The organism is Salinihabitans flavidus (genome assembly GCF_900110425.1).
Taxonomy (GTDB): Bacteria; Pseudomonadota; Alphaproteobacteria; order Rhodobacterales; family Rhodobacteraceae; genus Salinihabitans; species Salinihabitans flavidus.
This window is the reverse complement of record NZ_FODS01000023.1, coordinates 34,478-53,848: the sequence shown is the minus strand read 5'-3', so window position 1 is coordinate 53,848 and position 19,371 is coordinate 34,478. Positions and strand designations below refer to the sequence as shown.

Below are 19,371 nucleotides of genomic sequence, written 5' to 3'. Positions count from 1 at the left end.
GCGCAGTTCACGGTTCTCACGCTCCAGGGCCTTGATCCGTGCCTTCTCCTCGCTTGTCGGTCCGGACAACTCGCCTGCATCACGCGCGGCGCGCCGACACCAGTCCCGCAGGCTGAAAGACGAACAGCCCAGCTTCGAGGCAATTGCCCGGTAGGCAGCACTGTCGCTGCTGTAATCAGAACGATGTTCGCGGAAAAGCCGAACGCCGCGCGCGCGGAACTCGGCCGTGTAGCTCGGGGTGTGTTTCTTGTCTGTCATGAGGCTCACCTTTTGAGAGTTTTACTCTCCGGTAAACCCGGGGCGGTTCAATGTGTGCCGCCGGAACGCGACGATCATTGCCTCCTCTTCCTCGCTGAGAACGGTTGAACGCGTGGCTCTCGGGCCGGTCTTCTGATCCTCCACCGTCGCACGCTTGCGCCACTTCGCAACGGTCTTGGGGTTGATGCCCAGCTCCTTGCTCAGCTGCGCGAGCGAAGCTTGCGATCGCTGTATTGCAGCTCTGACAGCGTGCGTGGTCGTGGCGCTCCCGTGACGAACTTGTCCCATAATGCTTCCTTCCATTCCCGAGAAAGGATCGCACCATCAAACCATGGGATCAAACACCTAGGCCGGGCGCTCAGAACGGGGCCTTCACGCGAAACCGCACCCCCGCCCCGCCATCGGGGTGACGCAGGCGCAATTCCTCGGAATGCAGCATCAGGCGCGGATGCTCCGCCGCCGCCCCGGTGGCATAGAGCGGATCGCCCAGTATCGGATGCCCCAGCGCCAGCATATGCACCCGAAGCTGATGGCTGCGCCCGGTTTTCGGCATCAGCCGAACGCGGCTTTCACGCTCGCCATATCGCTGCACGCGCCAATCGGTTTGCGCCTGTCGCCCGGTCTCGTGGCAGACCTTCTGCAACGGGCGGTTGGGCCAGTCCACGATGAGCGGCAGATCCACCGTTCCCGTTTTCGGCTCCAGCCGTCCGGCGACGCGCGCGACATAGGTTTTCTTCGTGTAACGCTTTTCGAATTGCAGCGAGAGATGGCGCTGCGCGTGGGGGCTCAGGGCAAAGATCATCACCCCCGATGTGTCCCGGTCCAGCCGGTGCACAAGAAGCGCCGTGGGAAACGCCTCCTGCAGGCGCGACAACAGGCAATCGGCCAGATCCGCCCCCTTGCCCGGCACGGACAGAAGGCCGGCCGGCTTGTTCACGGCCAGAATCTCGTGATCCTCGTGCAGGATCTCGAGCGGCTCCGTTGGCGGGGTGTAGGCGCTTTGCGGCATGGCGCCCGATATAACAGGCCTCTGCCCCGCGTCCACCCCGCCGCGCCGGTTCAGCGGCAGCCGGAGATCGCCTTGACCTCGCAGAACTCCTCAAGCCCCCAGAGGCCGCCCTCGCGCCCGTTGCCCGACTGCTTGTAGCCCCCGAACGGAGAGCCGTTCTCGCGCGCCTTGCCGTTGGTCTCCACCATGCCAGAGCGCAGGCGCCGCGCGACTCGGAGCCGCCTCTCGTCGTCCTCCGACTGGATGTAGTTGGTCAACCCATACACCGTGTCATTGGCCATCTCGACCGCCTGCGCCTCATCCGCGAAGGGCGACATCGCCAGCACCGGGCCGAAGATTTCCTCGCGGTAGATGGTCATTTCCGGCGTCACATCGGCAAAGACCGTGGGGCGCACGAAATAGCCCCGGTTCATCCCCTCGGGCCGGCCGGGCCCGCCGGCGACAAGCGTGGCGCCCTCCTTGATGCCGGTCTCGATCATCGCCTGCACCTTGTCGTATTGCGCCTGCGACACGACCGGGCCGATATGGCGGCCGGGTTCGGACGGCGCGCCGACGGCGACGGCCTCCGCGGCGGCCTTGGCCTGCTCCACCGCGCTGTCATAGCGGCCTTGCTCCACCAGCATCCGGGTCGGCGCGTTGCAGCTTTGCCCGGTGTTTTGCATGCAGTCGATCACCCCGCGCTTGACCGCCTTTTCGTTGGCATCGGCGAAAATCAGGTTGGCCCCCTTGCCGCCAAGCTCAAGGCTCACGCGCTTGATCGTATCGGCGGCGGCCTTGGAAATGGCCGTGCCCGCGCGGGTGGAGCCGGTGAAGCTGATCATGTCCACGTCCGGGTGCGCCGAAAGCTGGCTGCCCACGCCCGCGCCGTCCCCGTTCACGAGGTTGAACACCCCGGCGGGAAAGCCCGCCTCGTCCACCATCTCGGCCAGCAGCAGGCTCGACAGCGGCGCGATCTCGGAGGGTTTGAGCACCACCGTGCAGCCCACCGCCAGCGCCGGGATCGTCTTGAGCACGACCTGGTTCATCGGCCAGTTCCACGGCGTGATCAGCGCGCAAACCCCGATCGGCTCATAACGGATGAGATCGTGCTCGCCGTAGGGGCGCTCAACCTCGAAGTCCTTCAGCGCGTCGAGAAAGCCCTGCGTGTGCCATGCGCCCGCGCCCCACTGATTGTTGCGCGCCAGATCGATGGGCGCGCCCATCTCCATGCTGATGGCCTGCGCCATCTCGTCGCGGCGCCTGTTGTAGATTTCCGCGAACCGCTCGATCAGGGCGACCCTTTCGGCCAGAGGGGTTTGCGCCCACGCCCCGAACGCGCCGCGTGCGGCGGCGACGGCGGCATCGGTATCTGCTTGATCTCCAAGGGAAATTACAGCGCATGGATCTTCCGTCGCCGGATTGATCACCTCAAGATCCCGGGGCGTCGCCGGGTCCGTCCAGCCGCCCGCGATATAGAATTGACGTTTCTCGATCATGATTGACCTCCGTGTGGCAGGCGGCACTTTAACCGCGCGGTTGAGACCCCATATGGGTCTTGTGTATCGGACTTGCCGAATATGATCAAATTCACACCCCTCATGCAAGCCTCATCCAAAGGAGAATGAAATGGGCCTTCGTATCAATGACACCATTCCCGACCTGACCGTAAAAACGGATCAGGGAACATACAAGTTGCATGATTGGATCGGCGACAGCTGGGCGATCCTGTTCTCGCACCCGAAGGATTTCACCCCCGTCTGCACCACCGAATTCGGCGCCGTCGCGCAGCTTTCGGAAGACTGGGCCAAGCGCGGCACCAAGGTGATGGGCATTTCCGTCGACAGTGTCGAAGAGCACAAGGAATGGAAAAGCGACATCGAGGGTTTTGCCAATGCCAAGGCCGGCTTTCCGATCATCGCGGACGAAGATCTCGCCGTGTCAAAAGCCTTCGACATGCTGCCCGCCGACGCCTATCTGCCCGATGGCCGCACCGCCGCCGATTCCGCCAGTGTCCGCTCTGTCTTCATCGTCAGCCCCGACAAGAAGGTGCAGCTGATCATGACCTACCCGATGTCGGTGGGCCGCAACTTCGCCGAGGTGCTGCGCGCGCTGGACGGCCTGCAACGCACCTACCAGCAGCCGCTGGCCACCCCGGCCAACTGGCAGACCGGGCAGGACGTGATCGTGGCGCTCGGCCTCAACGACGTGGACGCGGAGGCGAAATACGGCCAGCTCGACAAGAAGCTGCCCTATCTGCGCTTTGCCAAGAATCCGGCCTGATCCGGGTCTGACCCAAAGGAGCGCGCAGGAAGAATCGGTGTGACGTCATGTTATCGAATTGCAGGGGTTCGGAGGCTTCTCCTCCCCTGCAGTTCAGGTCTGCGAGAACCGCCCGAGTGCGCTATCCAGACCATCTCCAAAAATCGCTGACAGAGTTTCGGCGCATTCGAACGCATTGTCTGTCGCATGGATGACAACACGATCAAACGATGACGGTGTGGCGGCGTTGATCTCATCCCTGATCCGACGCTTGATCAACACGTCGGTATTGGCAACATGCGGATAGCGCTTCTTAACCTTTGCAGGCGACATGGGTATGGGAAGCGGTCCAGGTGAGGGCGCATTGCGGCAAATGATGGCAACAGTTGGCCGAACAACAGCGCCGCAGTATTTCTCCACCCAATCGCCGCCGCGCGTCTGCCGGATCACCCGGTCTTGTTGCGTTTCATCCAGAATGACTGTTTCCAGCGGTGTGAACCTCTCGGAAATCATTCGCGTGGCCAGTTGAACCATATCCGGAGCGTCGCCGTCTTCGCGCAGTATGAACACGGTAAGGCCTTTACATCTCTCTACTTTCGTGGTGGCCAGAGATTGTTCGTATTCGATTAGTGTCGCCATGAATGGATGCTGATCCGGCCAACGCACCATCAGGTCGTAAGGCATGTTCCAATCAGAAGACCTGAGCAACTCGTGAAGAGCCAGTAGGGTCAGAGGCTCGGGCAACGCAATGTCCCCAGCAGCCTTTGCCAGCCCACGCAGTTCCGCAACGTAGTCTTTCTTGGGTACATCCACGGTGCCATTGAAACCGCCACCGATCAAAATGCCACAGCGGTGCCCTTTATGATAACATAAATGGTAGGCAAAGGCGAAAAACTCAGACACTGGATCAGGCCGAAAAAAGCCACGCGGGTCCAGAACGCGCCCTTTCAACAGCCGCTCTGCCAGTGCTGGCATATAGTAGGGCATACTGCGGTAGCTGGAACCTTGTTGGCCGGAAACTGAATAATAATCACATTTCGTACCGCCGTGGTGGCGGGACGAAATCTCCAGAATTTCCCAAGTTTGATCGTCGGCAATCAGGTGGTCGATGTCATCATTGCTGGCGGCTTCTTCCTGTGCGCATCGCGGGACATGATCACTCCAACGTAGTACGACATAGTTGATATCGGCATCATTCATGTCGGCGTAAAAGGACTTCAGATCACCGGTGTAGAAGCGAACCGTGCCTCCTCGAATAACGGCTGCAGCAAGACGCAAGTAATTCCCGATCTTGGCTAGAGGCAAAGGGCTTGACATGTCTATCAATCCTTACCGACCGGCTTCAGGTGCAGTCGGGCGCGAACGGAGGGCCTAGCATTCAGCAAGCGCTCGACACGTTGTTTTACAATGTCCAGCGGCGTATCCATATCAGCCTGCCCATGCAACCGTTTAACCCAATCATTCAATAGTGCTTCACGCTCACCAAGAGGAGCTTTGCGAATATAGTGAGCGCAGAGGTGTTCCAGAAGCCAGTCCGACCGGGGCTCGAAAAAAGCGGCGTATTGCCAATCAATAATGCTGAATTTGGTGCCATCATCATAGTTCGGAGCGATCAGAATGTTCTCGTCCCGAGCGTCCACATGATGAACGCCCGCATGATACAATGACAACAGCGCTGGGATGGCCAATAAAGATGCCTCCAAATAACCACCCGGCCGTGTTCTGGACAATTGTAAGATATCACGATGACCAGCAAGGTCCTCGGTTACCAGCCCCGAGCCAGTCACCAGACCAAAGAGGCGCCGATGGAAATAGCAGTAAGGCCGTGGTACCCTGATCCCGCGCGCGCGCGCCTCCTGCCCGTTGCAGAACTCCTGGTAGGCATATTTTTTGTAGCGCAGCATCGAGCTGATATTGCGCAAGGGAAACATCTTTGCAACAAGGCTCGGATGCGCGTCACCGAAGAATATGCGCAGGACCAACCTCTGACGAGCGGTCTTCAATATCTCTGCATTTTCAGGCGCTTGAGTCCACGAAGGATCAGGCACGGCCTCCGAAAGCCACGCCTTCAATTCCGGTTCCGTTTCGGACGGGAACTCAAAATGGAGCTTTCTCGCAGGTCTTGACGGTGAAGGTGTCATTTGCGGTTTTTACTCTATTTTATGCCCAACTATTTGCACATCTGAGGTAGAAAGCGCGGGGATCTTCGAACTAGATAAAGCCGCATCTAACGCAAAAGGCCCCGACACGAGTGCCGGGACCTTGTTCGTCGATCTGGAAGGAAAGACTACTCCGCGCTTTCCTCTTTCTTCATCTCTTCTCCGGTCTCCTGATCGACCATCTTCATCGCAAGGCGCACCTTGCCACGGTCGTCGAAGCCCAGAAGCTTGACCCAGACCTCCTGACCTTCCTTGAGCACATCCGAGGGATGGTTCAGGCGGTGGTTCTCGATCTGGCTGACGTGCACGAGGCCATCGCGCTTGCCAAAGAAGTTCACGAAGGCGCCGAAATCGACGATCTTCACCACCGTGCCCTTGTAGATCTCACCTTCCTCGGGCTCTGCCACGATCGAATAGATCATGTCATAGGCCTTCTGGATGGCTTCGGCATTGGGCGAGGCGATCTTGATCACGCCATCGTCGTTGATATCGACCTTGGCGCCCGACACTTCGACGATCTCGCGGATCACCTTGCCGCCCGACCCGATCACTTCACGGATCTTGTCGGTGGGAACCTGCATGGTCTCGATCCGCGGCGCATGGACCGAGAAATCGCCCGCGCCCGAGATGGACTTGTCCATCTCGCCAAGGATGTGCATCCGGCCGGCCTTCGCCTGATCCAGAGCCTTTTCCATGATCTGCGGCGTGATCCCCGCAACCTTGATGTCCATCTGAAGCGAGGTGATGCCCTCGGCGGTGCCGGCGACCTTGAAATCCATGTCGCCGAGGTGATCTTCGTCACCAAGGATGTCCGACAGGATCGCGTATTCGCCATCGTCTTCCAGAACAAGACCCATCGCCACGCCGGCAACAGAGGTCTTGAGCGGCACGCCCGCATCCATCATCGCAAGCGATGAGCCGCACACCGTGGCCATCGAGCTGGACCCATTGGATTCGGTGATCTCCGACACAAGGCGGATCGTGTAGGGGAAATCGGTCGCCGGCGGCAGGACCGCCTGAAGCGCGCGCCATGCCAGCTTGCCGTGGCCGATCTCGCGCCGTCCCGGAGGGCCGACACGCCCCGCTTCGCCCACCGAATAGGGGGGGAAGTTGTAGTGCAGCAGGAAGTTGGACCGGAAGTTGCCATGCAGCGCATCGACGAACTGTTCGTCATCGCCGGTGCCCAGCGTGGTCACGACAAGACCCTGCGTCTCACCACGGGTGAAAAGCGCGGAGCCATGCGTGCGCGGCAGAAGGCCGGTTTCGCATTCGATGTCCCGGATCTCGTCGAGCTTGCGGCCGTCGATGCGGTTGCCGTTCTTCACGACATCGCCGCGCAGAACGGTCGACTCCAGCTTCTTGAGAGCCGCGCCAAGGTTGGCGTCTTCAAGCTGCTCCTCGGTCAGGGCCGCCTTGATCGCTTCTTTCGCGGCGGGAATCGCGTGGGTGCGTTCCTGCTTGTCACGAATGGCGAACGCGGCGCGCATCTGCTCTTCGCCTGCGGCTTTCACGACCTCGTAAAGCTCCGAATAATCCGGCGGAGTGAAATCGAACGGCTCTTTCGCACAATCTTCGGCCAGATCGATGATGAGATCGCAAACCGGCTTGATCTGCTCATGCGCGAAGTTCACCGCGCCCAGCATTTCGGCCTCGGACAGCTCATAGGCTTCCGATTCGACCATCATCACCGCGTCCTTGGTGCCCGCGACAATCAGATCGAGGCGCTGCTCGGGGTTGTTGCGCAGATCCTGCATGTCATCGATTTCCGGGTTGAGGACATATTCCCCATCCACATACCCCACACGGCATCCGCCGATCGGCCCCATGAAGGGCGCGCCGGAAATCGTCAGCGCCGCAGAGGCGGCGATCATCGCCACGACATCGGGATCGTTGACAAGATCGTGGCTCAGCACGGTGCACATCACCAGAGTCTCGTGCTTGAAGCCGGGCACGAACAGCGGGCGGATCGGCCGGTCGATCAGACGCGCGGTCAGCGTCTCCTTTTCCGACGGACGCGCCTCGCGCTTGAAAAAGCCACCGGGCACCTTGCCCGCAGCATAGTATTTTTCCTGATAGTGAACCGTCAGCGGAAAGAAGTCCATTCCGGGCTTCGGTTCCTTGGCAAAGGTCACATTGGCCATGACACTGGTCTCGCCCAGAGTGGCGATCACAGAGCCGTCGGCCTGCCGGGCAATCTTGCCCGTTTCAAGGGTGAGGGTTTCCTCGCCCCATTTCATGGATTTCGTCGTTACGTCAAACATCATCGTTTCCTGATTGGAAGCACTCCCGGGCCCTCCCGGGTCTTCCGTTTTGCATGGCGGCCCCATTGCCGCCGACCCCTTCCATCATATCTCTCGAATGCCGGGGCCCGGGCACACGTCTCAGATTGTCCGCCCATACATGAGTTTGCCGCCGATTGAAAGGACAAGCGCGCGCGCCCGCGCGTGTTGCCGCGATCCCGGCGGGCTGCTATGAGCCCTCGCGGAAGGACGACCTCCCCCGCGGATGCGGCACCATACGGGACGGCCCGGCATGACAGAAGGGAAGCCCCGGAATGCGCACAACACCGGACCGTATTCGCCACGCCGTCAGCTTTGAGATTCTCGGCCTGCTGATCGTCACACCGCTGGGGGCGTGGGCCTTTGACATGGCGCCGCTCGCCATCGGCGTCGTGGCGGTCGTGGGGGCCACGATCGCCACCCTGTGGAACTATCTCTACAACGTGCTGTTCGACCGGGCGATGCTGCGGCTGGCCGGTCACGTGCACAAGACTGTTGCTCTGCGCGTCCTGCATGCGCTGCTGTTCGAGGCGGGGCTTCTGGTGGTGCTGATGCTCTTCATCGCGTGGCATCTCGACGTGAGCCTGATGACCGCGCTGGTGATGGATCTGGGCTTCGCGGGCTTCTATCTCGTCTATGCGTTTGCTTTCAACTGGGCCTATGACGTGATCTTTCCGATCCCCGGCGCCGGGCGTCGTCAGGCCCGCGCCTCCACCGACTGAGACGCCATGGCGGCGGGGGGCGCGTCCCGGGCAAGCATCGCCGCCTCGATCTGGTCGAGGCGGGCAAGCGCTTCCGTCACATCGCACCCACCGCGCGCACACCGGCGCCAGATGGCGAGGCAGGACGCCGGCGACCACGGCCGCGCCGCCTGCGCCAGCCAGCAGCGCAGGTGCGGCGGCAAGGCATCGAAATCGCGCATCGGATCGGATTTGCGGCGGCGGAGTCGCAGCCGCGTCGCACCGCGATTGCCATTCCGGGTCGTCCTCATGCGGCGGCCCCTGCCTCACGCCAGAGTGGGAACGGATCGCTCAGCCCGGTCAGCGCCGAAAGATCCTCCGCCTCGGCCTCCGGTATGAGGCACGCCTCCAGTCCGGCCCGAAGCGCCGGCCAGTCGATGCCACTGCCGATGAAAACCAGTTCCTGCCGCCGGTCGCCGAACGGTTCGGCCCAGTTCTGGCGGACATAGGCGTGCGCCTGCGGGTGATCCGGCCAAAGCTCCCGGGGGACAGCGGCCCACCACTTGCCAAGCGGCTTGACGCTCGACAGCGCCCCGGCAAGTGAAAACTCGGCCGCCCAGTCGGGACGGGTGGCGATCCAGAAGTGCCCCTTGGCCCGGATCACACCGGGCAGCGGGCCGTCCAGAAAGGCGTGAATCCGTCCCGGATCGAACGGCGCACGCGCCCGAAACACAATGGAGGCGATTCCATATTCCTCGGTTTCCGGGACGTGATCCGCGAACCCATAGAGTTCCTTGGCCCACATGGGATGTTCATGCGCCCGGTCGAAATCGAAAAGCCCGGTGTCCAGCACGCTGTCTGCGGGCACATCGGCAAAGTCGGTCGACAGGATGCGGGCGTCGACGTTCAGACTGCGGACGATCTTGCGGGCGGTATCCGCACGCTCGGGGCCCGCCTCGGAGATCTTGTTGACGATCACCACGTCGGCAAATTCGATCTGGTCGGTCAACAGGTCCACCAGAGTGCGGTCGTCGGCCTCCCCCAGCGATTCCCCCCGGTCGCTCAGAAAGTCGTGGCTGGAAAAATTCTCCAGCAGGTTGCGGGCATCGACCACCGTCACCAGCGTGTCGAAGCGGCCCTCGTCGGCCAGCCGTCGCACCTTCGCCAACAGGTCGTCGCGCAGGGTGCAGCAGATGCAGCCGTTCGACATTTCGACAAGGGTTTCGTCCGTGTGGCTCAACTCGGCGCCACCTGCGCGCACCAGATCCGCGTCGATGTTCACCTCGGACATGTCATTCACGATCACGGCGACGCGGCGGCCTTCCCTGTTGTTGAGGATTCGGTTCAGCAGAGTGGTCTTGCCGGCGCCCAGAAAACCGGACAAGACAGTGACGGGCAGGCGGGTATCAGTCATTGGTGGCCTCCGATATGGATATGTTATTACATATCATTTCATAGCGAATCGAACCCCCCTTGCCAAGCCACCGCGGCGCCACAAAAGAAAACCGCGCCCCGGTGGGGACGCGGTCAACGAACCAGCGGTCGGCGGTCCGCCTAGCGGCGGATGCCGAGACGCTTGATCAGGTCGCGATAGCGGCCTTCGTCCTTGCCCCGGAGGTAATCAAGCAGCTTGCGGCGCTTGGCCACCATCATCAGAAGGCCACGGCGGCCGTGGTTATCCTTCTTGTGGGTCTTGAAATGCTCGGTCAGCGTGGAAATGCGCGACGTGAGAATGGCCACCTGAACCTCGGGCGAGCCGGTGTCGCCTTCCTTGGTGGCAAATTCCGTCATCAGGCGCTGTTTTTCGTCAACGGTAATCGACATCGGGGTCTCCTTTGAATTGAAGGGTGAGGGCACGAGCCGGGATGTCGTCCAGCACGGTCCTTGGAGATGTCTGCACGGCTGTCGCCGGTCAGATGCGGGCGTATAGGCGGAATCGCGGCAAAAGAAAAGGGGGCAATTCCGCCAGCACCTTGCAGTGCGTGGGCAAAGGCAGGCGGTTTGATCCTCTCTGCAAACACGCACAAGACATTTGCGCACATACACCTTTCATGGCCCGGCCCTGCTGATCACATGAAAGGTGAGACATGAATGGAGGTCAGAATGCCCACACCGAAAATCGCTGTCATATTCTATTCGACATACGGCACCAACCACGAGATCGCCGAGGAAGCCGCCAGGGCCGCGGAGGCCGCAGGCGCGGAGGTTCGCCTGCGCCGGGTGGCCGAGACCGCGCCGCAAGAGGTTGTGGAAGGGCAGGACGCCTGGAAGGCACAAGCCGACAAGATGGCGGATATTCCGGAGGTCGGCCCCGATGACATGGAATGGGCCGAAGGCTACTTCTTCTCCGCGCCCACCCGCTATGGCGTGGTGGCCAGCCAGTTGCGCGCCTTCATCGACACTCTCGGTCCGCTATGGATGGCTGGCAAACTGGCCGACAAGGCCGTGACCGCCACCACCAGCGCGGCAAACACCCATGGCGGTCAGGAAGTCACACTGCTCACTCTGTATCCGACTTTCATGCATTGGGGGGCGATCGTGGTGACACCAGGCTACACCGACTCCGCGATCTCCGAATCCGGGGGCAACCCCTATGGCTATTCGACCAAGGCCGGGGAATTCGATGCGGCCGGCCGCGCGTCGGTGGCGCATCAGGCCCGACGATTGGTCGAGAAGACAGCAAAGCTCGCTGCTTGATGAGCCGGGCGCTGCACGGTCGGGGCATGTGATTGTCCCGACCACATGGCCAGAATCGCTTTTGAGAGAGCGATTCGCAGGATGCGCGTGGACCCGGTGAATTTGACCCTCGGGGCTTTGGCCTGCGCTGAACAAAACGGATTCCTGCCGGCCGCGGCGGTTCCGCGTGGGCCGCGATATCGAGGTGAACGAGCGACTGGGGGATGCCAGCGCGACCGGCGCAGCCCCTTGATGGCTCAGACTCGCATGATCGCGGCGGTGGGGCTGTCCTGCGGCAACAACGTTATATCCGCCAGCGACAGATCGCCGCCGCCCCGGATCGCCGCAATCTCCACCCCGTCCAGCAGCAGATGCGAGGTGCCCGGATCGTCCGCATCGGGGACAAGCGACAGATCCGGCGCCACGTCCGCCTCATTCATCAGAAGCACGAGGTTATCCTCATCCGGGTCATAGTCGATCACCGTCGCCGCCTCGCTCATCCGGTCATGAAGCGTGATCGTGTCCGCCCCTTCGCCGGAGGTGACGATATCGCCGCTCCCCGCCATGAGAAGGTCGTCGCCCGCCCCGCCATTGAGATAATCGGCCTCGCCATCTCCCGCGCCGACGATCAGATCGTCGCCCGGACCGCCGAACAGCGTATCCTCGCCCGTGCCGCCCAGCAGCGTGTCATCGCCATAGCCGCCATGCAGCGCGTCCGCGCCCTCCCCACCGTCCAGCAGGTCATCGCCCATCCCGCCGTGCAGGGAATCCCCGCCCGCACCGCCAAAAAGCGTGTCATCGTGGAAATGACCGAAGATATTGTCGTCGCCGGCACCGCCCGCAAGAAGATCGTCCCCATCGCCACCATGCAATGTGTCGTCGCCCTCCCCGCCGTCCAGCGTGTCATCGCCGGCCCCGCCGAATAGCTGATCCCAATCGGCCCAGCCCTCCAGCAGATCATCACCGTCATATCCGTTGATCTGATCGTTGCCGCTCCCGCCGCCAAGCGTTTCGCCCTCGTCAGTGCCGGGCAGGATGCTGTCCGTGCCCCCGTCCGCCGCCTCCCCATTCCCGGCCTCGGTCTGAAAATCTGTCGTCAGTTCGCCCTCTGGCTCGGGAAGGTCGTTTTCATCCGCCTCCTCCGTGTCCAGAGAATCCGTTCCGACAAAGGCTGCGGCCCCCATCGCCATCAGGCCCAGCAGCCCGGCAAGATAAAACATGTCACCACCCTCACGCGGATCACCCCGGCCTCAATAGGCCACCGACAAGGGTCTCCGGGCAACTTTAATCGGACGCGATGGTTAACGCGCGCGGCGACCTATGGGCCCTGTTTGTCCTGGATTTCCTCGACGAGTTGGTTGGCCCACTCCCCGATGATCGGCAGGAACTCGAACTGCGAAACCCACCATGCGACGATGGACACAAGGATCGTCGCCCCCAGAACAGAGCCAAGCCCGAAGGCCAGTCCGCGCGTGAACTGAAACAGGATCAAGCGCCAAAGCGAGTTCTGCACCCGGATGAAACGATGCGAATTGAGCTTTTCCAGCTCACGGGCAAGAGACCGGATGGCTTCGACGTCGAGCTCTACGGCGCCGGGCTGTCGCGTGTCCTGCTTCCGGGGGTCCGGCTCTTGGGTATCTTGCTCTGTCATGGCGTCTCCTCGAAGTCATGCGCGCCCATCACGTCCCACGGCTCCGGCGCCAGCGTGTAGGGAAGATAGAGCGGATGGCGCGGGTGGCCCTCTTTCGTCTGACCGAAATGAAAAAGCGGCGCGCCCGCTGCCAACAGGATCGCGCGCATCTCGGCGCCGCGCCCCATGTGCGCCCCATGCACGCCCCAGGCCGCGATCACCCTGTCGGCCCCGCGGCAGGCCGCAGTCACCTGCGCGTCGTTGCCCGGGCCCACCGGCGCGGGATGCGCCCGAAGCCGGCGCGGATCGGTCTCGCGCAGCGCGAAAAGATTGACCACATCGAACGCGCCGAACCCAAGCCTGCGCGCGCGCCGCTCGCAGCGTTCAATCGTGGGGTCGTTCTGCGCCTCCGTCGCCTTCGACGGGTTGAGCATGATGAACAGGACACGCGCGCCCTTGGGTGTCCAGCACCGGCTCAGGCGATAGCGATAGGTCTCGCAGTCCGAATAGACCGCTTCGGAGGCCGCATCGCACTTCTGATGTCTGCGCGTGATCATGCACCTGTTGTGCCGGGTTCGGCGGGCGGTTGCAACGCCGCCCGACGCGCTCAGCCGCGGTTGAACACCCGGGCGGGATGCAGCGTCCCGGCCCGGTAGATGCCCACCGCCACGGCGTGCCCGTCGAAACTGGCCCAGCATTCCTCGCCATATTCCACGTCATGCGCGATCACCATGCCGGGGTTGCCGTTGGCAAGGCGCACCGCACCCTCGGGTGTGCATTTCACCTCTGGCAGATCGGAAAGCCCCACCTCCAGCGGGCCGACATACGCGTCAAGCGCCGGGGTTCGCGCCATCTCCTCGATCTCGTCCATGCTGAGCCCGTCTTCGGCCTCGAAAGGGCCGGACCAGATGCGCCGCAGCTTCACCACATGGCCATGACAGCCCAGCGCCTCGCCCAGATCGCGGGCGATGGACCGGACATAACCGCCCTTCCCGCAGGTCATTTCAAGCTCCACATGGTCGGCGTCGGGCCGTCCGGTCATCACCAGATCCTCGACCCAGAGCGGCCGCGCGGCAATCTCCACGTCCTCGCCGTCGCGCGCGAGCTTGTAGGCGCGCTGCCCGTCGATCTTCACGGCCGAGAATTTCGGCGGCACCTGCTCGATCTCTCCGGTGAACTGCGCCAGCGCGGCCTCGATCGCCGCATCGTCCGGGCGCAGATCGCATTCTGCGATCACCTCGCCCTCGGTATCGTCGGTATTCGTCGCCTGCCCCAGCCGCACGGTGAACCGATACGCCTTCAGCGCGTCGGTGACATAAGGCACGGTCTTTGTCGCCTCGCCCAGCGCGACCGCCAGAACGCCGGTCGCGTCGGGATCGAGCGTGCCGGCATGGCCCGCCTTCTTCGCGTCAAGCGCCCAGCGCACCTTGTTCACAACGGAGGTGGAGGTGATGCCCGAAGGCTTGTCCACCACCAGCCAGCCGGAAATGTCGCGCCCCTTGCGCCTGCGTCCCATGATGCCCTCGTTTTTGTGACAGGAAAGGCGCGGTATCGGATGCCAGCGCCCCTGTCAATTCTCCGCCGGCTCCACCACGCCCACGATCGGCCCGACCCACAATCCGGGGTCCGACCGCCCCAGCGCGGGCGCGTGCAGACGCGAGATATTGCCATCGAGGTAAAGCGCGTCGGGCGTGTTCAGCACATCGCGGAACAGCCGCCCGAATTCGTGAAAGGTCACCGGCTGATTGGAAATCGCGAAGACCGCGCGCCGCCCGTTCGCCGAGGTACCCACCCCGTTGCGCAGATAGCGCGAGCCGCTGTCGGGCAGGAACCGAGGATGCAACGCCCCGTCAATCACCAGCATCGGCCCCGACTGCGTGGCATCGCGGCACGCGGGGCCTTCGGCCTCATAGCGCAGTGTCTCATAGACCCGTGCGCGCCCCTCCTCGATGCAGAACACCCCATTGGGCAGCAGGCCAAAATTGCCCGGCCCCGCGCGGGTCACAAGCGGGGTCTGCGCCTTGCCCTCTTCGACATAAAGCCCCACGGGCGAGCGGTCGGGATGATACATCCCCGCGTTCATCCCAAAGGCCAGCCGCGCGCCCTCCGCCTCCAGCGCCGCGTCCACCGCGCCGAACTGGCCAAGCAGATCACCCGCGTCATCGCTCAGGAAAAGCCGCAGATCTTCGCGCGCCGCGTCCACCTCGCAGACCGTGTAGGGGCGCCCCTCGTGGTCGATGTCCCGGCATGTCACCGCCTGCGCCGGCAGCGCGTAAATCAGCAGCAGCACCAGGACCAGCGCGCGCATCACTCCTCGTCGTCGAGATCGCGCAAGACGTTGTCCTGCGACAACAGGCGCCGCGTCTCGTCCATCCGGTCGAAGGTCTCGTCGATGCGAAACCGCAGGTCGGGCGCGAACTTCAGGCCCACCTTCTTGCCGATCACCCGCCGCAACTCTCCCTTGTTGCGCGCCAGAAGCTGCACCGCATCCTCCTTGCCCTCGCCGCCCAGCGGCAGCACGAAGACCGTTGCGATCTTCAGATCCGGGGAGGTCCGGACCTCCCCCACCGTGATCGACAGCCGGTTCAGCTCCGTATCGTGTATATCCGCGCGCGCCAGCACCTCCGCCAAGGTGCGGCGGATCAACTCGCCAACGCGAAGCTGTCTTTGTGTGGGCCCGGGGCCGTCCTGGAAACTGTTCTTTGCCATGCGCCCCACTTAGGGCTTTCGCGGGGCTTTGCCAAGCGCCGCGGCATTGGGTATGAGTGCGCAAACCTGCCGTGGGAGAATGGACATGAACGACTTGCCGGGTATCGTGATCACCGGCGCCTCCGGGCGCATGGGCCAGATGCTGATCCAGACCGTGCAGGAAAGCGACCGCGCGCGCCTCGCCGGGGCGGTGGAACGGCCCGGTCACGACTGGATCGGCCGCGATGTCGGAGAGGCGATGGGCGGCGCGCCCCTCGGCGTCACCGTTACCGATGAGCCGCTGGAGGCGTTCGCGCGCGCGCAGGCCGTCATCGACTTCACCGCCCCCGCCGCCACGGTGGAATTCGCCCGGCTCGCCGCGCAGGCGCGCGCCGTGCATGTGATCGGCACCACCGGCATGAGCGACGAAGATATCGCCGCGCTGGAGCCTTGCGCGCGCCACGCGGTGATCGTGCGGGCGGGCAACATGTCGCTGGGCGTCAATCTTCTGGTGCAGCTGACCAAGCGGGTGGCCGCCGCGCTGGACGAGGATTTCGACATCGAGGTGATAGAGGCGCACCATCACCACAAGGTCGATGCCCCCTCGGGCACCGCACTGATGCTGGGTGAGGCCGCCGCCGTAGGGCGCGGCGTCGATCTGCGCGAGGTGGCCGACCGCGGCCGCGACGGCATCACCGGCCCGCGCCAACGTGGCGACATCGGCTTTACCGCGATCCGCGGCGGCGACATCGTGGGCGAACACGATGTGCTCTTCGCCGCGCCGGGGGAACGGATCACGCTGCGCCATGTGGCGACAGACCGGGCGATCTTCGCCCGCGGCGCCCTTCGGGCCGCGCTGTGGGGGCAGGACAGGAAACCGGGGCAATACGACATGGTGGACGTTCTCGGGCTCTGACCGCAGGTGGCCACGATTCACCAAATTCGCTTGCCTCATTTCGGCCATGATGGTCTGCTGATACTCAAAGGCACTGCTGTTTATCTCCTTTGTATTTGACCGGCGCCCGGCCTGCCGCGCAATGCCATTTGAAACCTGAACATCAAAGGATGGGAATGCTCCGATTCGCTGCCGATATCAGCACGCTCTTCACCGAGCTGCCGCTGGTGGACCGAATCGCCGCCGCGCGTCACGCCGGATTCACCGCGGTGGAGATACCTTCGCCCTATGACACGCAGGCAACAGAGATCCTCGACGCGCTGCGCATCTCGAACATGAAACTCGCACTGATCAACGCGCCGCCGCCAAACCGCGCGGGCGGCGCGCGTGGCTATGCCGCCGTTCCCACCGGGCAGGACCGCTTCCGCCACGATTTCAAACGCGCCCTGCGCTTTGCCCAGGTGCTCGGCGCTGATCTGATGCACATCATGGCCGGAAAGGCCGAGGGTCCGGAAGCGCGCGAGACGTTGATCGACAACCTGCGCTGGGCGACCGATGCGGCGCCAATGCAGAAACTCACGATCGAGCCGGTCAACACCGGCGACATGCCGGGGTATTTCCTCGATGACTTCGACCTCGCCGCCGAGATCCTAGATGCCGTCTCGGCCCCCAATCTGGCGCTGCAATTCGATGCCTACCACGCGCAAAAGATCACCGGCGACGCGATGGCGGCCTGGGCCGCGCACGGCCACCGCGCCGGACATGTGCAGATCGCACAAACCCCGCGCCGCTCTGAGCCGGACACCGGAGAGATCGACTATCCCGCCTTTTTCGACCGGCTGGACGCTGATGGCTTTACCGGGTTTGTCAGCGCCGAATACAAACCCGCCGGCGTCACCACGACCGCCGGCCTCGGCTGGCTGCGCGCGGCGCTGTAGCCGCCCGGTTGCAATATTCCATATTCAGAATATATATCGCGCAACACAGTTTCCGCCAAGGAGTGCGCCATGATTCCCGCCCGTTTCGCCAATCTCTTGTTCGGCTTTCTTGTCTCCGGTCTGATGTCGTTCATCGTGTCGGGCATCTCGACGGTCCGGGCCGTGGGGTTTGCCGAAAACTTCGCCGGCACATGGGCCGGGGGCTGGATCTCAAGCTGGGCCGTGGCCTTCCCGGTGATCCTTTTCGTTGCCCCGATGGCCCGCAGGCTGGTGACCCGCCTGACCACTTCGGACTAAGCACCACCACACGTCACATCTTTACCCGATCTTAAGATCTTGCCACCGAACGCCGCGTTCATCACGCATCCCGGCGGCTCCGCCACCGACGCGATACCGACAGAATACCGACGTTTTACCGACATGGGTTTTTGAGCGTTAACAATGACTTGAGGTGATTCGCCGTTCAATGCCCGATAGCCGCCGCCCCGTCGCAGGCATCCGCGCTCGTCTCAAGCTCCAGAACCGCGTGGCGGATGCCGAAATCCGCCTCCAGCACATCGCGCAGCGCCTGCTTCACCGCCGCCGCATCCGCCCCCGGGGAAAGCACCACGTGCGCCTCCAGCGCGGCTTCATGTTCCTGCATCCGCCAGACGTGCAGGTGATGCGCCGACGCCACCCCCTCTACATCCTCGATCGCGGCCAGCACGGCGCGCAAAGACATGTCCTCGGGGCTGCCGAGCATCAGAATTCTTACAACGGGTCGCACCCCCTGCCACGAATGCCACAAGATATAGCCCGCAATACCCAGCGTCACAATCGGATCGACCAGCCGCCAGTCATAGAGAAGGATCAGCGTCCCCGCGACGATGACCGCCACCGACCCCAAGGCATCCGCGACATTGTGCACAAAGGCGGCGCGTATGTTCACGCTGTCCTTCGACATCGAATAGATCAGAAGCGCCGTGACCAGATCCACGACCAACGCCACGCCCGCGACCACCACGACGATCCATCCCTGCACCTCTACGGGGTTGAAAAGACGCTGAATTCCCTCGCTCACGAGATACAGGGCAATGACGATCAGCGTGGTGTAATTGACCAGGGCCGCCACCACCTCCGCCCGGCCATAGCCGAAGGTCATCACCTCGTCCGCAGGCCGCCGCGCGATCCGCCGCGCGGCGAAAGCAATAACCAGCGACAGTGCATCGCTAAGGTTGTGAATCGCATCCGCGATCATCGCGAGCGAGCCTGAAATCACCCCCGCCACGATCTGCACCAGCGTCAGCAAAAGGTTCACCCCGACCGCCGCCGCAACACGCCGGTCGCCCTCTATCCGGGGATGGTGATGATGATGCTCGCCCATGAAACCTCTTTTACTGGCAAGAGGTTAGGACGTTCAGCGCACCACGTAAACCGAACATTCCGCATGCGTGACAACATGGCTCGCCGTGGTACCAAGAAGGTAGTCGCGCACCTTGGGGTTGGCCGCGTCCATCACGATCAGATCCACCTTCTGCTCATCGGCCAGCTTGACGATCTGCCGGTGCACCGCACCGCGCCGGATCATTGGCGTAACCTCCACGCCCTCCGCCGGGTGTGTGGCGAGGAACTTTTCCAGCTCCCGCTCCCAATATCCCTTTGGATCCAACACGTTCATGTTGCTTTCGATCTCGGGGATAACGGTCGCCACGATCAGCCGCGCCCCGCGCCGCTGCGCCATTTCCACAGCCTCGCTATAGGCGTTGTATTCGAGCTTCGCATGACGAAGGTTCAACGGGCACAGGATCAGTTTCGTCTCGCGGCTCATGGGATACCCTTTCCGGTCGCGGCTGCAGCATACGCCTCATGCCAGATTCATTCAGGCCCCGCTGTCCATGAACGCCGCTATAGGCGCTGAAAACGTCGCTGTTGCAGGGCGTTC

General features: G+C 62.9%; 23 protein-coding genes and 1 pseudogene. 6 read left to right on the top strand and 18 right to left on the bottom strand.

What is annotated here, in order from left to right; genetic code table 11:
- The 4 genes and pseudogenes from BMW66_RS15830 to BMW66_RS15815 all read right to left on the bottom strand — a co-directional run.
- On the bottom strand, positions 1-258 hold a 258-nt coding region (locus BMW66_RS15830; protein WP_139196193.1), incomplete at its 3' end, for a transposase.
- 48 nt (positions 259-306) lie between these two features.
- Positions 307-546: pseudogene (locus tag BMW66_RS15825) on the bottom strand (IS481 family transposase); the annotation flags it as partial.
- Between the two features lie 70 nt (positions 547-616).
- Positions 617-1,267, bottom strand: coding sequence for an RluA family pseudouridine synthase (locus tag BMW66_RS15820; protein ID WP_093119893.1), 651 nt, complete (start codon positions 1,265-1,267; stop codon positions 617-619).
- A 50-nt stretch (positions 1,268-1,317) separates the two neighbouring features.
- On the bottom strand, positions 1,318-2,742 hold the full coding sequence (locus BMW66_RS15815) for an aldehyde dehydrogenase family protein (RefSeq protein ID WP_093119892.1): 1,425 nt from the start codon (positions 2,740-2,742) through the stop codon (positions 1,318-1,320).
- Positions 2,743-2,872: 130 nt separating this feature from the next.
- Here BMW66_RS15815 and BMW66_RS15810 point away from each other — a divergent pair, with 130 nt between their 5' ends.
- Positions 2,873-3,526, top strand: coding sequence for a peroxiredoxin (locus BMW66_RS15810; RefSeq protein WP_093119890.1), 654 nt, complete (start codon positions 2,873-2,875; stop codon positions 3,524-3,526).
- 93 nt (positions 3,527-3,619) lie between these two features.
- Here the strand turns inward: BMW66_RS15810 and BMW66_RS15805 are convergent, their stop codons facing one another.
- The 3 genes from BMW66_RS15805 to pnp all read right to left on the bottom strand — a co-directional run bounded on the left by BMW66_RS15805 (position 3,620) and on the right by pnp (position 7,925).
- The gene (locus BMW66_RS15805) at positions 3,620-4,822 is read right to left on the bottom strand and encodes a hypothetical protein (protein WP_093119889.1); all 1,203 of its coding nucleotides are present in this window, start codon (positions 4,820-4,822) and stop codon (positions 3,620-3,622) included.
- Between the two features lie 5 nt (positions 4,823-4,827).
- The gene (locus BMW66_RS15800; RefSeq protein WP_217639324.1) at positions 4,828-5,577 is read right to left on the bottom strand and encodes a lipopolysaccharide kinase InaA family protein; all 750 of its coding nucleotides are present in this window, start codon (positions 5,575-5,577) and stop codon (positions 4,828-4,830) included.
- Between the two features lie 215 nt (positions 5,578-5,792).
- Positions 5,793-7,925: a polyribonucleotide nucleotidyltransferase gene (gene pnp / locus BMW66_RS15795; RefSeq protein ID WP_093119886.1), complete on the bottom strand. Its 2,133-nt coding sequence runs from the start codon at positions 7,923-7,925 to the stop codon at positions 5,793-5,795.
- 293 nt (positions 7,926-8,218) lie between these two features.
- Here pnp and BMW66_RS15790 point away from each other — a divergent pair, with 293 nt between their 5' ends.
- Positions 8,219-8,665 carry a PACE efflux transporter gene (locus tag BMW66_RS15790; RefSeq protein ID WP_093119885.1) on the top strand — a complete coding sequence of 149 codons (447 nt, stop codon included), beginning with the start codon at positions 8,219-8,221 and terminating at the stop codon, positions 8,663-8,665.
- Here the strand turns inward: BMW66_RS15790 and BMW66_RS15785 are convergent.
- The 3 genes from BMW66_RS15785 to rpsO form a co-directional block, all read right to left on the bottom strand.
- Complete coding sequence (locus BMW66_RS15785) at positions 8,641-8,934, bottom strand: DUF6525 family protein (RefSeq protein WP_093119884.1); 294 nt, start codon at positions 8,932-8,934, stop codon at positions 8,641-8,643. The two genes, BMW66_RS15790 and BMW66_RS15785, sit on opposite strands and share 25 nt — an antisense overlap.
- Positions 8,931-10,037: a GTP-binding protein gene (locus BMW66_RS15780; protein WP_093119882.1), complete on the bottom strand. Its 1,107-nt coding sequence runs from the start codon at positions 10,035-10,037 to the stop codon at positions 8,931-8,933. Before BMW66_RS15780 ends, BMW66_RS15785 begins: the two co-directional genes overlap by 4 nt.
- A 140-nt stretch (positions 10,038-10,177) precedes the next feature.
- Entirely contained in the window at positions 10,178-10,447 is a 270-nt protein-coding gene (gene rpsO / locus BMW66_RS15775; protein WP_093119881.1) for a 30S ribosomal protein S15, read from the bottom strand.
- Between the two features lie 279 nt (positions 10,448-10,726).
- On the opposite strand from rpsO, the gene BMW66_RS15770 reads away from it, so the two are divergent.
- On the top strand, positions 10,727-11,320 hold the full coding sequence (locus tag BMW66_RS15770) for an NAD(P)H-dependent oxidoreductase (RefSeq protein ID WP_093119902.1): 594 nt from the start codon (positions 10,727-10,729) through the stop codon (positions 11,318-11,320).
- Between the two features lie 236 nt (positions 11,321-11,556).
- On the opposite strand, the gene BMW66_RS20775 is transcribed toward BMW66_RS15770, so the two are convergent.
- The 6 genes from BMW66_RS20775 to rbfA form a co-directional block, all read right to left on the bottom strand.
- A complete protein-coding gene (locus BMW66_RS20775) occupies positions 11,557-12,519 on the bottom strand; it encodes a calcium-binding protein (protein ID WP_093119879.1) in 963 nt (320 codons plus the stop codon).
- 98 nt (positions 12,520-12,617) lie between these two features.
- Positions 12,618-12,950: a DUF5665 domain-containing protein gene (locus tag BMW66_RS15760; RefSeq protein WP_245729511.1), complete on the bottom strand. Its 333-nt coding sequence runs from the start codon at positions 12,948-12,950 to the stop codon at positions 12,618-12,620.
- On the bottom strand, positions 12,947-13,486 hold the full coding sequence (locus tag BMW66_RS15755; RefSeq protein WP_093119878.1) for a DUF1643 domain-containing protein: 540 nt from the start codon (positions 13,484-13,486) through the stop codon (positions 12,947-12,949). Before BMW66_RS15755 ends, BMW66_RS15760 begins: the two co-directional genes overlap by 4 nt.
- Before the next feature lie 50 nt (positions 13,487-13,536).
- Positions 13,537-14,445: a tRNA pseudouridine(55) synthase TruB gene (gene truB, locus BMW66_RS15750; protein ID WP_093119877.1), complete on the bottom strand. Its 909-nt coding sequence runs from the start codon at positions 14,443-14,445 to the stop codon at positions 13,537-13,539.
- A gap of 54 nt (positions 14,446-14,499) precedes the next feature.
- Positions 14,500-15,240, bottom strand: coding sequence for a phosphodiester glycosidase family protein (locus BMW66_RS15745; protein ID WP_093119875.1), 741 nt, complete (start codon positions 15,238-15,240; stop codon positions 14,500-14,502).
- The gene (gene rbfA / locus BMW66_RS15740) at positions 15,237-15,638 is read right to left on the bottom strand and encodes a 30S ribosome-binding factor RbfA (protein WP_093119874.1); all 402 of its coding nucleotides are present in this window, start codon (positions 15,636-15,638) and stop codon (positions 15,237-15,239) included. The genes BMW66_RS15745 and rbfA overlap by 4 nt, the downstream gene beginning before the upstream one ends.
- Before the next feature lie 85 nt (positions 15,639-15,723).
- On the opposite strand from rbfA, the gene dapB reads away from it, so the two are divergent.
- From dapB to BMW66_RS15725, 3 genes are all read left to right on the top strand, one after another.
- Entirely contained in the window at positions 15,724-16,533 is an 810-nt protein-coding gene (gene dapB, locus BMW66_RS15735) for a 4-hydroxy-tetrahydrodipicolinate reductase (RefSeq protein ID WP_093119872.1), read from the top strand.
- 155 nt (positions 16,534-16,688) lie between these two features.
- Positions 16,689-17,450 carry a hydroxypyruvate isomerase family protein gene (locus BMW66_RS15730; protein ID WP_093119871.1) on the top strand — a complete coding sequence of 254 codons (762 nt, stop codon included), beginning with the start codon at positions 16,689-16,691 and terminating at the stop codon, positions 17,448-17,450.
- A gap of 69 nt (positions 17,451-17,519) precedes the next feature.
- Positions 17,520-17,747, top strand: coding sequence for a DUF2798 domain-containing protein (locus tag BMW66_RS15725; RefSeq protein ID WP_093119869.1), 228 nt, complete (start codon positions 17,520-17,522; stop codon positions 17,745-17,747).
- Positions 17,748-17,913: 166 nt separating this feature from the next.
- Here the strand turns inward: BMW66_RS15725 and BMW66_RS15720 are convergent, their stop codons facing one another.
- Together BMW66_RS15720 and BMW66_RS15715 are read right to left on the bottom strand one after the other, a co-directional pair.
- Positions 17,914-18,813: a cation diffusion facilitator family transporter gene (locus BMW66_RS15720; protein ID WP_093119868.1), complete on the bottom strand. Its 900-nt coding sequence runs from the start codon at positions 18,811-18,813 to the stop codon at positions 17,914-17,916.
- Between the two features lie 33 nt (positions 18,814-18,846).
- On the bottom strand, positions 18,847-19,257 hold the full coding sequence (locus BMW66_RS15715; protein WP_093119867.1) for a universal stress protein: 411 nt from the start codon (positions 19,255-19,257) through the stop codon (positions 18,847-18,849).
- Positions 19,258-19,371 lie beyond the last annotated feature (114 nt).

What these genes read in the sequence shown, in the direction of transcription:
- rbfA (WP_093119874.1), bottom strand. Translation starts at nt 15,638, where the DNA reads ATGGCAAAGAACAGTTTCCAGGACGGCCCCGGGCCCACACAAAGACAG.
- BMW66_RS15815 (WP_093119892.1), bottom strand. Translation starts at nt 2,742, where the DNA reads ATGATCGAGAAACGTCAATTCTATATCGCGGGCGGCTGGACGGACCCG.
- BMW66_RS15725 (WP_093119869.1), top strand. Translation starts at nt 17,520, where the DNA reads ATGATTCCCGCCCGTTTCGCCAATCTCTTGTTCGGCTTTCTTGTCTCC.
- dapB (WP_093119872.1), top strand. Translation starts at nt 15,724, where the DNA reads ATGAACGACTTGCCGGGTATCGTGATCACCGGCGCCTCCGGGCGCATG.
- BMW66_RS15820 (WP_093119893.1), bottom strand. Translation starts at nt 1,267, where the DNA reads ATGCCGCAAAGCGCCTACACCCCGCCAACGGAGCCGCTCGAGATCCTG.
- BMW66_RS15755 (WP_093119878.1), bottom strand. Translation starts at nt 13,486, where the DNA reads ATGATCACGCGCAGACATCAGAAGTGCGATGCGGCCTCCGAAGCGGTC.
- BMW66_RS15785 (WP_093119884.1), bottom strand. Translation starts at nt 8,934, where the DNA reads ATGAGGACGACCCGGAATGGCAATCGCGGTGCGACGCGGCTGCGACTC.
- BMW66_RS15790 (WP_093119885.1), top strand. Translation starts at nt 8,219, where the DNA reads ATGCGCACAACACCGGACCGTATTCGCCACGCCGTCAGCTTTGAGATT.
- BMW66_RS15805 (WP_093119889.1), bottom strand. Translation starts at nt 4,822, where the DNA reads ATGTCAAGCCCTTTGCCTCTAGCCAAGATCGGGAATTACTTGCGTCTT.
- truB (WP_093119877.1), bottom strand. Translation starts at nt 14,445, where the DNA reads ATGGGACGCAGGCGCAAGGGGCGCGACATTTCCGGCTGGCTGGTGGTG.
- BMW66_RS15780 (WP_093119882.1), bottom strand. Translation starts at nt 10,037, where the DNA reads ATGACTGATACCCGCCTGCCCGTCACTGTCTTGTCCGGTTTTCTGGGC.
- BMW66_RS15770 (WP_093119902.1), top strand. Translation starts at nt 10,727, where the DNA reads ATGCCCACACCGAAAATCGCTGTCATATTCTATTCGACATACGGCACC.
- pnp (WP_093119886.1), bottom strand. Translation starts at nt 7,925, where the DNA reads ATGTTTGACGTAACGACGAAATCCATGAAATGGGGCGAGGAAACCCTC.
- BMW66_RS15720 (WP_093119868.1), bottom strand. Translation starts at nt 18,813, where the DNA reads ATGGGCGAGCATCATCATCACCATCCCCGGATAGAGGGCGACCGGCGT.
- BMW66_RS15715 (WP_093119867.1), bottom strand. Translation starts at nt 19,257, where the DNA reads ATGAGCCGCGAGACGAAACTGATCCTGTGCCCGTTGAACCTTCGTCAT.
- BMW66_RS20775 (WP_093119879.1), bottom strand. Translation starts at nt 12,519, where the DNA reads ATGTTTTATCTTGCCGGGCTGCTGGGCCTGATGGCGATGGGGGCCGCA.
- BMW66_RS15730 (WP_093119871.1), top strand. Translation starts at nt 16,689, where the DNA reads ATGCTCCGATTCGCTGCCGATATCAGCACGCTCTTCACCGAGCTGCCG.
- rpsO (WP_093119881.1), bottom strand. Translation starts at nt 10,447, where the DNA reads ATGTCGATTACCGTTGACGAAAAACAGCGCCTGATGACGGAATTTGCC.
- BMW66_RS15810 (WP_093119890.1), top strand. Translation starts at nt 2,873, where the DNA reads ATGGGCCTTCGTATCAATGACACCATTCCCGACCTGACCGTAAAAACG.
- BMW66_RS15760 (WP_245729511.1), bottom strand. Translation starts at nt 12,950, where the DNA reads ATGACAGAGCAAGATACCCAAGAGCCGGACCCCCGGAAGCAGGACACG.